Source organism: Pseudomonas sp. LBUM1643 (assembly GCF_059716215.1).
The window spans coordinates 3,523,691-3,539,297 of sequence record NZ_CP166813.1; the positions used below are offsets into that span (position 1 = coordinate 3,523,691).

Here is a 15,607-nt window from a genome sequence, read left to right on the forward strand (position 1 = left end):
ATGGAAAAGATTATCGACGACCTGGGGCGGGGGCCGGGAATGCTGCGCAGCGTCACGCTGGCCGGGCCTCAAGTGCCTGGTAAGAATGGCACCTGGCCTCTGTGGATCCTCCATGCCGGCGCGCCCTACTTCGGTTGGAAGCACGCGCGCGACACGCATGACAAGAAGATCGGCGCCACCGCCGACCACGTTCACCCTGTACGTGTGCTGGTGGCGGAAAATCCCGCGGACGAGTCGGCGAAGGCCGCCGAGAAATGGATGCGGCCGCGCCTGCTTGACCTGCATCTGGTGGTCGGAGCCAAAAACGATCATTACCGACAGCGCATGGATGATGAGGGTAATTACATCGACAAGGACCAACTGTTACTTGGTTGGAACGAGGATGGCAAGGAAATCGCTGTCGATCGCGGCAAGGCATTGCACTCGATCACCGAGGGTATCGACGAATCGGCCCGGGCCGCCCCCTTCGTGCACGTAGTGGCACAGGTGTTGGACGGTGTGGGACAGGACCGGTTCAAGCACGCGGGCGGCAACATGATAGCGGTGCCGCCGCTGCGCCTGCTTGCGGGCAGGGTCGGCCTGCACGTCAATCTTGGCATTGCGGGGCTCGCATGGCTGCGCGGGTTGGGCATCGATGAAGAGTCCGGCATCGAGAGCAATTGGGCCAAAATATGGCTGGTTCCGGACGGTATTGAGTTCGACGCCAAGTTACCGTTCCCGGGCCGCCTCGGTGCCAAGCACCTGCAAGGGCGGGTCTTGCTCTATGCGGAGCCGGCCACTACCGGCTTTGCCTTGCGCCTCAGACTGCTCGCCGCCGCCGAGCCTGCCGCTTGGTCCGAAGCATGGGGGGCGATCATCCCGGAGAGCGGCGATTCCAGCGAGCGCTTGCTGGGTCTGAGATTCGCGGGCCGTCGCGGCGACACTTTGCCGGAATTCTCCTGGCCCGTTCTATGCTTGAGTTCCGGCGAACCGGCGAAACTTGGTCCGCTCGAAGTTGCCGGCTCTGACGTCCAGATCTCGCTGGTCAGCCCGGAGATACTCGGGGCGATCGACAGTGTTGCCGCCTTGCGCGCACAACGCATACAGGTGACCGATGTGACGCTGGACGGTGGCGTGCCGGGGGTGCAGTTTGCCTTCGCGGAAGGCCTGGACACACTTCCCAAGGATTCCATTTCGCTGAAGTGTCACTGCAAGCGGAATACCCTGGCGATATCTTGCGATTCGACACTAGAGCTTGATTTTGACCTGGGGCGACTCGTACCGGAGCTACGGACCGCTTACGGCATCGCAACCCCGCCGGTGGTTCCGGTCGCCGGCATTGCTGGGATGCCGTTCGGAAGCGAGTACGGGAGGCCTCTGATTCCAGCTTTCGTCGCCCTCGACAATGGCTGGCTGCAGTTGCCAGTGCCCAACTTGGGGCCGATCGATACCAGCAGCGACAAGGTGCTGGCCGGAGCGCTGCCGACGGCGGCGCCTCGAAATGTGCTCGACGGCTTCTTGCGGTTGCGCCGCGTTGGTATTACCGGCGTCGTGCAGTCCGGTTTCAACCCCACGGCGACGCCTTTGCGCGAGGGCGATGCGCCATGGAGTTTCACGGTTGAACAGGCTGCCGCGGTGGAATGCACAGTGTGTATACGTCTTGAACAGTCGCATCCTGCCCAACTGGAGGACGCCACCGTCGTTCTCCACGGTCCAATCCTGTCGACCCGGGGTCTGCTCTGGCTGTCGGCCGATCGCCCAGACGCGCAAGAAGCACTGCCGCGCCTCGGCGCCGGGCCGGGATCCTTCATTGACGTCGTGATGGTGACTCCGGAACTAGATGATGCCGACCGCTCTGCACTCAGCGCGACGCTAAGCAATCTGGTGCTGGAGGCCAATCGCATTCCGAGCGACACCAACCAGACGCCGATCGCCGATAGGAAATCGAGCGATACCGACCTGACACAAAACTGGGACGATATGCAGTTGTCGTTTCGCACCGACAGTAAGCGCTGGGTCGATGAGTTGCTTAAGCCCGAGGAAGCACGCACCGCGTTAGTCGAGTCTGCTCGATGCATTGACAAAGATTACGCCTCCATACCCGGCCGAAACGACCGGCGCAGGATCCTAATGGGGGCTGTAGATGACCGGGTGGATGCGATGCGCGCGCAGCTTGTTTCATCCGACATCGAACGGCGCGCGACTTTAACGCCACTTGCGCAATTGAGCGACGACCCGGTGCTGGCACGGACAGCGACCAATGTCAGCAAGCAACTTGAGGCCGCGCGAGGTACGACCGAGACCACATTGAAAGCCGTGGGCAAAGCGCAAGTGGCACTGGAAGATGCACGCAGGGTGCTACCAAACTTGACGCTTACGCGACAAAAGCCTTGGCCAGCCGTAGCCTGGCTGCGCCATCCCACTATTCCGCTGGCCGCCTGCATGCCCATGACGCGCGCGGCCGGTGGCTCCCAGCGCCCGCTCGAAAGTCGCGACCTGCATCCTTACGCCGTGCGCCCCACGGAACTTAAAGAGGTGATGCAATTAGCGGTGCTCGCGCGCTCCGACACCGGGCCGCTGATGATACTGCACGAGGTCGGCGGCATGGTGCCGTTGCCGAGTTGGCCGCGCGCGAGTGGCCCCGACAACAGCGAAGGCGTGACGCCGGATCGCGGCATTGGCTTCGCCAGCGTCGGCGTGCCTGGCGTGGAGCTGCGCATGCTTGCCAAGCCCGGCAAACCGGAGTTTGAAGCTGCCTTGCGTTATGACTTGCCACTGCTCGACGAAGCGTTTGCCACTGCCGCCCTGCCACCGGCAGAGGGTGCGCCCGCACAATTGGCGACTGGCAGCGTACCCACCGCCCTCGACTGGCCGCTGCTCACCGCATTCTGGGGCGACCAAGAGCGCAAGCACCAGAACAGCCGCGTGGTGGATAGCTACCTGAGTGGATTCTTGGGGCACGAGGATAAGGCTCAACCTGTGGACATCACGACTCTGATGCGCGGACTGACGTGGTCGACAAAGCTGCGCATCGGACACCACTATGGCGCTAACGTGCCTCCGGAACTACCCTACGGATCCCTGACACTGGGAGCGACGCTCAAAGATTCGCATGGCAATAAGGCACTGGCGGGCTACGACGGCGGGCTGGTGCTAAAGGGCAAAATGTTGCGCGAGCCTAAAAAGGCCGAAATCAGCCATATCCACCTGCTTGGCTACAGTCCGGCCACCTTCCACCAGGACGGCGTCGATCTCGACAACGCGATGAGCGGGGCCGGAACTGCGACGTGGCTCCGCGATTCCATCTTGTTGAGGCGCCCGGTAACGGTGGCCGGCGTCGCTGGCCAGCAACTGGTCTCGCTGGTTGAACCGATCAATACGACCATCAACGGTGTCGTGTTCATGTTCTGGTTCAAGGATTTACTGTTCAAAGGCGGCGTTGCGCAGTTGAAAGGGGATCCGGCGGTCGCCTTTGATATATTTGACAATGACGAGTCGCTTGCGCGCGGCGGTGCCGAATGGCGCTTTGCCCCTGCTGAGAAAGGGGCCGCAGAAGCTGCTCTTCGACTCGGTCGCTGCGAAATCCCCTTCTTCGGCTTTCGCCTCGAGCCGCTGCGCTTGACTGAATTGAAGCTAACGGCCGATGCGGTGGCATCCGTCAAGCTGCTGTGCCGCCTGACGCTCGAGCCTCGCGCCGACAGCAGCAACCTTATTGAAATGACCTTGTCGAGCCTCGGCAAGACGGATATGACGGCATCCTTCAAGGTAGCCGACGAGGCGTCCCCATTGCAGTTCGAGCTGCGCGCATGGGACGACTTGCGCCCGAGGCGAGTGCTGGTCACAGCTCGCTGCGCCACTGGCGCGAAGTTCGCCCTAAAGGGTCTTGGTTTAGGGGTCGACGTTGCTGGGGTCATGGTCGGCGTCGGGCGGCCAGCCATCGTCTCAGCCGGCAAGTCCGGAGAGTGGAAGGTGGTGATCAGGTCCACCCCGAAACCAACAACCACCGGTACCTCGTGCCTGCGAATCAAGCATGCCTGCGTGAGCGCAGGCTACCTGCTCGGCGAGGATGGCCAGCTCGAGAACCTGCCTGTCAAGCTTGACTGGAACGCAGTGATCGAATTGTTTGCAAAAGACGAAGTTAACGAGGTGGACGATCGCGCGCCCCCCCTGGTGATCTGGCCGCTGATGCCCGAAATGCCTTTAGTGCTGCTCGGAATGACCGCAGGGGGCACATCGCGAGTCGGCCCACCGGATGAAGCAAATGGCGCTTTGTCGGGGGTGCTGAAGGCCGAGTTTAAAGCGGCCGCAGGCGCTGCGGACGCCAGCGTGCGGGCAGGCCTCGTGGTGCGGCTGGGTGTGCCCGGCGCGGCAGATGGCACGGTACAACTCGCCGCTGGTCAGTGCGAGGGCCTGCTGCAGCAAGGGAAGGACAATTACGCGGGCGGCGCTGGCCAGTTGTGTGGCACAGGTATTAACGTCAAGGACGCGAGTCTGCACTTCAGTCTTGGCACCAACGATAAGGGCATTTGGGTGGGACAGGCTACCGTCGACGCCATGCTTCATGCCGAGAATGATATCGTCTGGCCGGCACTCGACACTGGCGCCTGGCCAGCCCCCATACCGCTGCCAGAGACGAAACGAAGGCCACTCAGCGGCCGGGTGCTGGTTAGCCACAAACCGGACACCGCCGTTGAACCTGCCTCCCACAGTGTCATATGGACCTTGGCCGGCCACCGACTGCCGTTAGGGATAGTGGCGTCCATCCTTAGACCCCGCAGCACGGCGGTCTGGGTGACGCCGGTGATGGTTCGCCACACGCTTGTGCGCGGCGACAAGACCTTGAATTGGACCGGAGTCGAATCGATTGCCGTGGGTCGACCTGCCGGACTCGTACCGTCGATGCCGGTAAACCTGAATGGCGACGCCACTACGTTCGCAGCCCGCTACAAGCAGCGCATTGTTAATGGCAAGGCCGACAGTATGGATGAGGGCATGCGACGTGCGGGGGCCGGCGCCATAGCCACTGTGCTGCAGGGTTCACTGGGCGCTACGTTCCGCACTCTCTGGTCAGCGCACTGGGACACCACAGACGATACTGTCATGATTGCGGGTGGTTTTGTCGGACTGCTTAAAATTGGGCAAAATGACATTGCTGACCCGCCCCTGCCCCTACTGCGCCTGCCAGTGCTGGTGGGACTGGGCATTAAAATCGAGCAGAACAATTTTGCAGGTGGCATCGAGCTTGCGTGGAACGATGGCCCGGCCGCGCGCGCCGTAGCGCTCACTCGCCCGACGGCGCCGTCGCCTGCCAATGCCTCGTCAGAAGCACTGGCAGCTGCCCTCCTCGCGGGGTCGCTGACGGGCCAGATGAACGACGCAGCAGTGACAGAACTGACAGGCGCCGTGTTGGTTGAACAAAGCTTTGATGTGCGTCCGCAGTTGGACAAACCCACTCTAAAGGGTACGCCTTTCTTTTTGGCGGCGGCAGTTTCGGTCAATGCCCTGCTTAATTCCGCCCCTGCAAAAGACCGCAACAATTCCCGTCAGTTGGACGTTTATGCCTTGTCACTGGTGGCGGGCACCCTGAAACGCATCGTGCCCGGCTCCGACGTCCCCGATGTCATGTTCGCCGCGGCGGTCGGGATGCGCGCTGTGACGACGCCAGCGACGTTGGAGGCGCAAGAATTGCCGACGCGGCCACCCTCGAATTCACTTTACGTGCTGGGCAGCCGGGTGCGACGGCAAAGCTGGGTGCGCGCCAGTCCATCCTCGCTTGACTACTCGATGACGCCCTACCTCCGCGCCATTGCCGTGACACTCGACCCCGACCCGGTGGGTTTCTTGTTAGCGTCCTACGGCGGGGCGGACGGGGCTGCTTACCTGCACGGGACGATCGCTTCGATGGCACTTGATCGTGGCTTCGGCGCCCAATCGGCTATCACGGCCGAATTCGCTGACGGCAGCCGTGGCGCGCCAACTATGCCGAAACAAGACAAAGACATCCTGCGCTGGCTCGCACCGCCCTGTGAGGGGCCGGGCATGCCAATCCGCGACGAGGGGTCGGGTTTGGCTGGTCTGGCGCGCCGTTTGACGTTGCCGCCCAGCGCCACAAAGCCAATCGACCTGAGCCTGAAGAAACCCTTGATGATGGTGTGGCTGTCTTATACGCAGGTGCCGGTGTACTTGCCGCTGCAGATCAAAGAGCTGAGTGGGGAACCGATCGGCTGGCTGCAACCGGCCACTCCACGGGTACGGCTTCCAGTGGATACCGAGGTGGTTAGTGCCATTCTGGAAAGTGCACCGCGTATCACGCCGCGGGAAGAGTCCGAGACCGGTGCCGCAGCGAATGCCTCAGACACGCCACAAGCCCAGCCCTTCATGCCAAGCCGGGTGGCGGGCGCATCCACCGGCGAACGGGCCGGTATCATGACGCTGCGCCGGGTGCGTATGCTAGCGCGGCTCGATGGAGTAGCTGCAGACGATGCGGGCGCCTATGACGCCGTGAATTCGCGATTTGGTGCCCCTGCCCAGGCTGGCGCGTCTTTCGCGCGTAAGCTGCGCACTCCGCGGCCCATGATGCTGCCGTCCAATAGCGGCGACGCCGCACGCGACCGCCGCATCCAGGCGTCAATGGTGCGTCCCCTGTTACAGGCTAGCGCTCTGCTGGGCTCCGCCGACATCGTTCAGGGCGGTCCTGGCTCTTTCGGTGAAGAGGAAGGGAAAGACGATCATTTCCAGGGTTGGGCGATCGAGGTCGTGGCCAGCCCCGAGACTGCAAGTGTGGTGTCAGAGCGCTGGGACGGCTCGGTGCGCCTGGTGTGCCGGATCGTTGTGCGCCGGGCCCCGCAGCAGCCTCCCAAACCAATGTCGATCAGTCCGGCCGCTTTTTTGCTCACTGCGCTTGGCCTCGGAGACGGTATCTCAGGCGCACGCCTTAAAATCGGCGACCATCTGCTCACCTATCGCTGGCTGGCACTGGCCTCGGGCGCCGAACAGGTCAAATGGACGGATGAGAAGCTGGAGGCACCTGACAAGGACGCCGCAGGCTGGACCTGGTGCATGGCCTCGATAGCTCTGACCCTCGATTCACGCCCGGTCTGGCTGCCGCTGAAGGCGCAGCCACCGGCGGTGCTGGCCGAGATAACGCGCGCCTTCGCCGAATCGGCGGTACTGCCGCCGGTGGAACTTCAGTGGAGCTTCCTGCCGGGCTCGACGCGCAAGCCGCAGACCGTTCCCACCGGCAAGCTTATCGAGCTTGATAATGGTCATACAAAGCAGCGCCGTTTAGTCGAGGGCGACGACGAGCGCGCGCCGCTGACCTTGCGCATGCCGTTGTACCCGGTGGTGCAATCGCGCGGCTCGCTGCCGCTGATCCCGTCGACGCTGATCTTCAGCGACCCAGCTTATGACCGCGACCTCGCTAACCCGCCAGCCAGTACAGTCGACAAACTCAAAGTGACTGGCAACCTCGACAAGCGCGGCGACCTGCGTCTGGTGCTGTCAGCGGATCGCGGCCGGGTCAATCGGCGTGGCGTCGTCACCCTTATGCTTGATATCGCCTACGAACGGCGCATGGACGAACTGGCCCAGGCGGTGGCCGAAGCGAATGGCTCCGTACCGGCAGGCGACCTCCAAGCGAAAGGCTCCGTACCGGCAGGCGACCTCCAAGCGAAAGGCGCCTTGCTGGCGGGCGACTCTGTCCCTCTTCGCGATGACGATATGTCCAAGCACGTCGTACGCGTCACCTTGAAACTGCTGGCGACCAGTGGAAACGTGCGGGACTTGAAACTCGGTGGCGACCTGGACGTTAAAGGCAAACCGGCCGGCAGCGATTTGTTGGTCAAACTTGCGACCGTCTATGAGATGCCGCTAACCCGGCTCGTGGAGACTGACGGCAAGCCGGCAGACCTGCAGCCGGGTGACGTGCTGCAGGTGAGCGCGGCGCTCCTCGGCAAATCGGGTGAGACAGAGTTCAAGTGCCCACTGTGGAATACGGAGGAGGGAAAATTCACCGACGTAGTCATCGCCCTGACACCTGTGCCCACCTGTACCTTGGCGCTAACCCTGACCGACGAGGCTGTGGTCGAGCCGCCGCCAGCGCTCTACCTGGCGCTGCAGCGCAGCCAAGACAAAAATAAAAATTGGCGCCTGGCCATGCCATTGCACGCTCAGTCGCCGCTACCGCGCCGAGTCGACCTGATGGATCCCGCGCGAGGTTTTCGTACTGGCATGATGCGGCGGCATGCGGATTTCGTGTGGTATCTCATGAGTACGGCGACGATGTTGGGCTTCCCTTCACTAGCCGTGCATAAGAGCGACCGCAATGGTCAGGGTTATTGGCCGGACACTGTTGCCGAATTCCTGACTTTAGAAAACTTCGATGTTAAGGAAGGAGCAAAGCATGAAACTGATTAATCTGCTTGCTTCCGAGGCCTTGGTCTGGGCCAGTAGTGACGCCACTGTGGCGGCCGACGCTGCATGCGCGTGCGGGCCAACCTGTTGCGTCGAGACGCCGAAGTATCGTGAGGTTCTCGCAACAAAGAAAAAAACGGCAACGGCGAACTACCCGGCCCGGCTCGTGGCGCGCCAAGACAAGCTCGACCCGCCATTTAAAAGGACCATCAATATTACCAAGTGAATTACAGACTAACGGAGCGTAGCAATGAGAAAAGAAAATTGTAAGACATGGGGGAGCCGGTTGAGCATGCTTACCGGCGTTGCCATGAGCGTATTTGCCCTTCCCTCCCTGGCGGATGTCGAGGAACACAAGGTAGCTTGCACGGCTACACAGACCGAAACGATTACGTCAGCCATGGCGGAGGCGAAAAAGGCGCTGGTCACCGCGTCGAAGAGCTTCGCATCGGATCAACCGGTAGCGAAGCAGACCAAATGGTTTGGCGGCCTCAATAGCCAGAGCGCCAGCGCGGTCTTGAATGTGTATGACCGATCCTTGGCCGCGGCTACCTTTACTTCATTCTGGTGCCCACTGCGCAACGATCTGGAGTTCGAATGGGCGCCCGGCGACGTCGCCGCGGTCCACCCATCGGTTCCCGGTGCGATGTTTATAACGCCCGATTTCTTCAAGCTTAATACAAGCGGTCCTGACTCCCAGCAAGGCACGATCGTCCACGAACTGACACATATAGTCGGGGTCGGTCTCCGTCCCGAGGAATATGGCATTACAGACGCGAAGGCGCTGGCCGCCAAGGATGCCGCGAAGGCGCGGAAAAACTCCGATAACTATCAATACTATGTCGAGGACCTGATTTTTGGGATTCCATGAAGTGAATGTATGGCACCGCTGGGGTTGAAGTATACGGGTCGCAAGGCGGCCACGACGGAAGCCCTTTGTCCCATCATGGTAGACAGTCCACGAGGTAGAATATGAATTACCGCGTCCGCTTTACCAACAACAATGTACGCAGGGTCCAGGTTACAGTCGTCAGCAACCGGACGGAAAACTTCCAGATCCAACCAGGCGACACCGACGACACGACGGTTATGCCCGAAGGAACGGCATTTACGTTCTATTGGCGAGACGATGACAATACCTGCCGTATCTGCAATGACCCGCTCTGCCATCCGAATACCTTGACCATGCCGGGCAGCGACCTCGACATCGCCTTGCCAGACCCAGCTGGGCGATGGCCGAAGCAGACTGTCTAGCAGGATGCGTGCCTGGCCCGTCACGCCTTTCTCCAGTACCGCATGGGGCGGCACCCAGAGTGTCTTGATCTTTTGTGCAAATAAGGCCAAAAAACCACAACATGAATGATATTCCTGGCTATAGGAGAGAATGCATAGAGCGCTCTGGCGTGCAAACGGGTCACTGTTGCGAGGGGCGGGAGTCTTATCTGACTGAGTCGATGGAGAAATGGTGCAAACTGCTTGTAGGATCAAGCGGTGCTTCGCTGGGGCTCGAAGTCGCGCTTACACGACCTAGATAGCTGAGCAAATACATGCCACTTGAGCCTTGAATGAGTCTGTCAATCTGGACAATCGCCAGCGCCATACTGGAATCTGTCAGGGTTCCCTTTCGAGATCGCTCGCCCCCCTTGCGAGTGGGGGCAAAAGTGGGGGCATCGCTAAATTTTTTCGGCCTTAAACCACCGCCCTAGAGCCAAGTCAAAATGTTCTTTGGAGAGCAAGAGTTTGACTGTAAATAACAGACTCTAGACTCGCAGCGCTTTGTACGCGGAGCAAGAGCCATAGCTGGACTTACAGAGACAATCGGCAGTACCGGCGGTAGGGCTGGATGGTGGCGCATTCAACTCAAGCGCGTCATTTTTCCTTCGTAGTTGAGATGTCTTGCCAAATGGTGTTCTCCTGCGCAATAAAAAATCCGACTCAAGGGCAGCGTATCGCGATCATTAGCCCGTAGAAATCAGATGTTGACCGTCATTTTTTGAGTGTCTTCCGGTGCCTCATATGGCGCGAGAACTCCTGCCCTCCAGCGGCAACTCGAAAAACAACGAACTCCCATCAGAAGCACTCGAGTGTAGCGGTAACATCCATCGTCACCGCTCGAAGTTAACGCCTCAGTTTGAGCCCAGGGCACTACACACGATTCGCTTGGTCATGTCGAAATTATCCGAAGTGAGGGCATCAATTGGCGAACGATCTTTTTGTCGCCAATCGAGTGACATTCTCGCCGGCCAGATTCGCAAACTCATGAGGCGTGACATGCTCCTGAAGATTCGCCGTAAGGTACCGGCTCCACCAGTTCATGATCAAGCGACGCTCCTCAATGAACTCTGCCTTGTGAATGTAGGCAGCTCGAACGCTGTTGCGCTCTCTATGACTCATTTGCCTTTCGATGGCCGTCTCAGACCACAGGCCTGACTCGTTCAGTGCGCTACAGGCCATTGAGCGGAATCCGTGACCACAAATGTCTGTCTTCGTGTCGTACCCCATGGTGCGCAACGCTTTGTTCACGGTGTTTTCTGACATCGGCTTCCAGGCCCTAGCATCACCGGCAAATACCAGGTCGAATGTGCCAGTGAGGGTGTGGATCTGTTCAAGCACGGCCACAACTTGCGGCGATAAAGGCACAAGATGAACGTCGCCCGCCATTTTCGTCCCCCGCGTTGAATGACGTACGTCCTCCAGCTCCGGCCGAGTATCCGGGATCTCCCATACGCCACGCTTGAGGTCGAACTCACACCAGCGAGCGAAACGTAATTCACTCGATCGAACAAACACGTGCAGCGACAACATGAGCGTTAGCCGGGTCAGCTCTCGGCCATTGTAGGCATGGATCCGTGCCAGCAACTCAGGCAGGCGTGACAGGGACAATGCAGGCCGATGGGAGACTCGCGGCGCTTTGATCAAGCCCTGAAGATCGTACGCAGGGTTTATCGGAATAAGACGAAGGCGTTTTGCCTCACGCATAATACTTTGCAGGTATCTTTGTACCCTTAAGGCGACGTCAATCGTTCCTCGTTTCCTGATCGTTTCCAAAGGTTGCATCAGATCATAAGTATCGAGATCAGCAATTGCGCGAGCACCGATAAACGGGAACACATAGTTATTCAGACGGTTCAACACATTCTTGGAATGGTCGGGTGTCCATCTGGCCGACATGTTCTTGTGCCAGTCCAACGCAACGCTTTCAAAGGTACGGCCGTTGACAGCATTTTCCGTTTTGGCTTTACGCTTGTTCTCAACGGGATCAATGCCGTCTGCGAGCATCCGCTTCGCCTCTAAACGCTTCTGGCGCGCATCGGAAAGGCCAATCACAGGATAGCTGCCGAGGGAGGTCAACCCCTCCCGGCCGTCAGGCTTTACGTACCTGAGACGCCAGCCTTTACGGCCATTGGGTTGGATTAGGAGATAGAGACCGTCGCCGTCGAAAAGCTTGTAGGGACGGTCTGTTGGCTTGGCTAAACGGCAAGCAGCGTCGGTAAGCGGAGCAGTTGTGCGCGACATAAGGGTACTATCCTTAATCGAACCAAAGACTACCCCTAACTTTACCCTCTAAATGACTGGATTCCAGAAGAATGGGCAAGATTCCGACGGAATGCTAAAACGAAAAAACCCGCCAGAAGGCAGGTTTTTCAAGGCTTCCAAAGAACTCAAAAGCGCTCTGTGGAATGCAAGATGGTGCCCGAAGCCGGAATCGAACCGGCACGCCCTTACGAGCGGGGGATTTTAAGTCCCATGCGTCTACCAGTTTCGCCATTCGGGCGGTAGCGCGATAAAGCTGTCTGGAGGCTGATCAACGACCCTTTCAACACTCAGACGCTTGTGCAGCAGAGGGGGAAATATATACATCCCGCCCCGGTGAAGCAAGTTCGCATCCGGCCTTTTCAAGACTAAATCTTGCAAGCCAGCGCAAATAGAAAAGCTCGGTAAATCATCGATCTACGGAGCTTGTTTAAAGTGTAGGTCGAGTTCGTGATCGAACCAGCGTAGGTAGATTCACGATCCACGCTACAAAGCTAAGCAGATCAATAGGTTAGCATTTTATGTGTTTTGCAAGCTACTGATTTTTAAAGTTCTGCGGATCACACGCACCAAGGCGCTCCCTAGGCCTTCACCGGCAGTAAGCCCATTGCGCAATCAACCGCTTCGAGCAATTCCTCTCTTGATACGCCATCACGCGCCTGGACAGAGATCCCATGCAAAAATGTCGCATAGAAGTTTCCTAGTGCCTGAACATTGGCCGTTGTGCTCAGCTGCCCATCTCGGCTGGCCGCTTCCAGTCGATGGATGATCGACTCCGTCCGCTGGCGCCGTTGCTCCGAGAGCCAAGCGAGTACCGGTGTATTTTCCGGCGCTACACTGTTCGCCGCGCTGACAACAAGGCACCCCCAAGGCCTATCCTGGGAGGTGTAGGTGATCACGGCATCACACAGCATTTGCCGGATCGACTGGCCAATATCCGCTAGCGCCAGGGCACGCACTGCAAATCCTCCCTCCCCAGCCACATAAAGCTCGACAGCCTCTTCAAACAGCCGTTGCTTGCTACCGAATGCCGCATAAATGCGCGCAGACGCGATGCCTAGCGCATCGACAAGCGCTGACATGGAAGTACCTTCGTAGCCGCGCTCCCAAAAAAGCAGCATTGCCTTTGTCAGCGCCTGCTCTTTGTCGAATTCCCTCGGTCGCCCTGCCATATTCGTTATGCCCAAAAATCCAGATGGCGCATTTTAGCTCAAATCAACTTGACGGATATCGCTCAGCAAACCTATTCTTTGTCGATCAACAAAGAATAGGTTTGCACGATGAAAACACTAAAAGGCCCAAGTCTGCATCTGGCTCAGTTCAGCAGCTCCCAAGCCCCTTTCGATAGCTTGGCCCACATCAGTAAATGGGCGGCGGACCACGGGTTCAAGGCCTTGCAGATTCCCGCCTGGGATGAGCGTTTATTTGATGTCGCCCAAGCGGCACACAGTCAAGACTACTGTGATCAGATCAAGGGCACTCTGGCAGAGCACGGGTTACAGATCAGCGAGTTGACCACTCATATCTATGGTCAACTTGTCGCAGTGCATCCAGCCTATGAGGCGATGTGGGACGCCTTTACCCCGGCCGGCCTTCGGGGTCACCCCCAAGCTCGCACCGAGTGGGCGATAGAGCAAATGAAGTTGGCTGCGCACGCCTCCGCTCGCCTTGGCTTGAGCGAGATGGGTACGTTTTCGGGGTCGCTGGCCTGGCCGTATCTGTTCCCGTTCCCACAGCGTCCAGAGGGATTGATAGACGCCGCTTTCAGCGAGCTGGCAAAGCGCTGGCGCCCTATTCTGGATCTGTGCGATGACGTGGGTATCAATCTCTGCTACGAAATTCATCCCGCCGAAGATCTACATGACGGTACCAGCTTCGAACGTTTTTACTCGCTGGTGGATGAACATCCACGGTGCAACATCCTCTTTGATCCCAGTCACTTCGTACTCCAGCAGCTCGATTACCTGAGCTACCTGGACATCTACCACGAGCGTATCCGCATGTTCCACGTCAAGGATGCCGAGTTCAATCCGACGGGGCGCCAGGGTATTTACGGCGGCTACAGCAACTGGAGCGATCGTGCAGGCAGGTTTCGCTCCCTGGGTGATGGTCAGGTGGACTTCAAAGGGATTTTTTCCAAGCTGGCCCAGTTTGACTACCCGGGGTGGGCCACTCTTGAATGGGAGTGCTGCCTCAAAAATCAGGAAGATGGCGCCCGGGAGGGCGTGGCATTTATCAATCAACACATCATCCAGGTGACTGACCGCATGTTCGACGACTTCGCGGGTGCACCCGTCAACTTTCAGCAAATCCAGTCAATGCTCGGTATAGCCACTTCGTCCATGGAAGGAACAGCGTAAATGAACAAGGCCGTCGATCTCCCCTACCCCGTTGAGGCCCATTTCACCCACCGCTATGTGCGAATCAACGGAATCCGTATTCACTGCGTAGTGGCTGGAACCGGTGATCCTGTTCTGTTGGTGCCGGGCTGGCCACAAACCTGGTATGCGTGGCGACATGTGATGCAGGCATTGGCCAATCAAGGGTACATGGCGATCGCCGTGGATCCACCTGGACTGGGTGATTCCGACCGCCCCGAAGAGGGGTATGACACCGGCAGCGTGGCGCAGATACTGCACCAAACGATGGAACAATTGGGTTTCAGTCGTTACCACTTGGTCGGCCACGATGTCGGCATGTGGATTGCGTATGCCCTTGCCAGTGACTACCCGGAGTCAGTGCGAACATTAACGGTAACGGAAGCCGTCATACCCGGTTTGGCCGAAGCACCACCTATCTTTGTGACCCCAGAGGAAAACATTTTTCTCTGGCATTTTTTGTTCAATCAAGTCAGGGATTTACCCGAACTGTTGATCACAGGAAAGGAGGCTGCGTATCTTAACTTCATGTTTGATCGCTGGGCCTTCAAGCGCAATGCGGTCGCCTCCGAAACATACATTCAGGCCTACTCCTCACCGGGTGGGCTGCGGGGAGGGTTTGCTTATTACCGCGCGATCCCGGAAACAATTCGCCAGAACAAACAACGCGCCCTGCGACCCCTAACGATGCCGGTGCTGGCGATCGGTGCCGAGTACGCCACGAAGGATGCCCCTTTACTCACGCTAAAAGGTCACGCCAGTAACTTGCGCGGCGCGATCATCGCCGATTGCGGCCACTTCGTAATGGAGGAAGCCTCTGATGACTTTATCCACCATCTAATGACGTTTCTTGAAGACCAGGCCGCGTTGTAACTTTCGAAGTGAGCAGGAGACGCGCCCCATGTACTGCGACTCCTTTTGATAACAAACTTTCTCCGTCGCGGGACCCTTACCAAAAACTGCGGAACACCTCACTTTCCTGCAGGCAATAAAAAACCCCGTAGATCATTGATCTACGGGGTTTTTAAGAGTGGAGGCCGAGGTCGGAATCGAACCGGCGTAGGTGGATTTGCAATCCACTGCATAACCATTTTGCTACTCGGCCTCAAACGTTTGATGTCATGTAGCACAACACCCCACGCATACAAACTTGGATTTAGATACAAGATCTAAGCCCTTGAAAACATTGAGCTTTTTAAGCCGTCAGTGCTTTCGATGGCGTGAATTATGGACTGATTTACGGAGGCTGGCAACCCCTTGATTTCAAAAAAAATTATCGAGCCCGGCATTTATTCTGCCGGGCC

At 58.4% G+C, this 15,607-nt stretch carries 8 protein-coding genes and 2 tRNA genes; 6 read left to right on the top strand and 4 right to left on the bottom strand.

Going from position 1 to position 15,607, the window contains the following annotated elements:
* The 4 genes from ACA063_RS15800 to ACA063_RS15815 all read left to right on the top strand — a co-directional run bounded on the left by ACA063_RS15800 (position 1) and on the right by ACA063_RS15815 (position 9,645).
* The gene (locus ACA063_RS15800; protein WP_497662390.1) at positions 1-8,394 is read left to right on the top strand and encodes a hypothetical protein; all 8,394 of its coding nucleotides are present in this window, start codon (positions 1-3) and stop codon (positions 8,392-8,394) included.
* On the top strand, positions 8,381-8,617 hold the full coding sequence (locus ACA063_RS15805; protein WP_497662391.1) for a hypothetical protein: 237 nt from the start codon (positions 8,381-8,383) through the stop codon (positions 8,615-8,617). The genes ACA063_RS15800 and ACA063_RS15805 overlap by 14 nt, the downstream gene beginning before the upstream one ends.
* 66 nt (positions 8,618-8,683) lie before the next feature.
* Positions 8,684-9,262, top strand: a complete 579-nt coding sequence (locus tag ACA063_RS15810; RefSeq protein ID WP_497662392.1) for a M35 family metallo-endopeptidase — start codon at positions 8,684-8,686, stop codon at positions 9,260-9,262.
* Between the two features lie 101 nt (positions 9,263-9,363).
* Complete coding sequence (locus tag ACA063_RS15815) at positions 9,364-9,645, top strand: hypothetical protein (protein ID WP_497662393.1); 282 nt, start codon at positions 9,364-9,366, stop codon at positions 9,643-9,645.
* A 939-nt stretch (positions 9,646-10,584) separates the two neighbouring features.
* Here the strand turns inward: ACA063_RS15815 and ACA063_RS15820 are convergent.
* The 3 genes from ACA063_RS15820 to ACA063_RS15830 all read right to left on the bottom strand — a co-directional run bounded on the left by ACA063_RS15820 (position 10,585) and on the right by ACA063_RS15830 (position 13,097).
* The gene (locus ACA063_RS15820; RefSeq protein ID WP_497662394.1) at positions 10,585-11,907 is read right to left on the bottom strand and encodes a tyrosine-type recombinase/integrase; all 1,323 of its coding nucleotides are present in this window, start codon (positions 11,905-11,907) and stop codon (positions 10,585-10,587) included.
* A gap of 172 nt (positions 11,908-12,079) precedes the next feature.
* Positions 12,080-12,166: transfer RNA gene (locus ACA063_RS15825), tRNA-Leu, on the bottom strand.
* Between the two features lie 340 nt (positions 12,167-12,506).
* A complete protein-coding gene (locus ACA063_RS15830) occupies positions 12,507-13,097 on the bottom strand; it encodes a TetR/AcrR family transcriptional regulator (protein ID WP_497662395.1) in 591 nt (196 codons plus the stop codon).
* Positions 13,098-13,205: 108 nt separating this feature from the next.
* Here ACA063_RS15830 and ACA063_RS15835 point away from each other — a divergent pair, with 108 nt between their 5' ends.
* The gene (locus ACA063_RS15835; protein WP_497662396.1) at positions 13,206-14,285 is read left to right on the top strand and encodes a sugar phosphate isomerase/epimerase family protein; all 1,080 of its coding nucleotides are present in this window, start codon (positions 13,206-13,208) and stop codon (positions 14,283-14,285) included.
* Entirely contained in the window at positions 14,286-15,176 is an 891-nt protein-coding gene (locus ACA063_RS15840) for an alpha/beta fold hydrolase (RefSeq protein ID WP_497662397.1), read from the top strand. It begins immediately after the preceding gene.
* Between the two features lie 158 nt (positions 15,177-15,334).
* Here ACA063_RS15840 and ACA063_RS15845 read toward each other — a convergent pair.
* Positions 15,335-15,408 (bottom strand) — tRNA-Cys (locus tag ACA063_RS15845).
* Between the last annotated feature and the right edge of the window lie 199 nt (positions 15,409-15,607).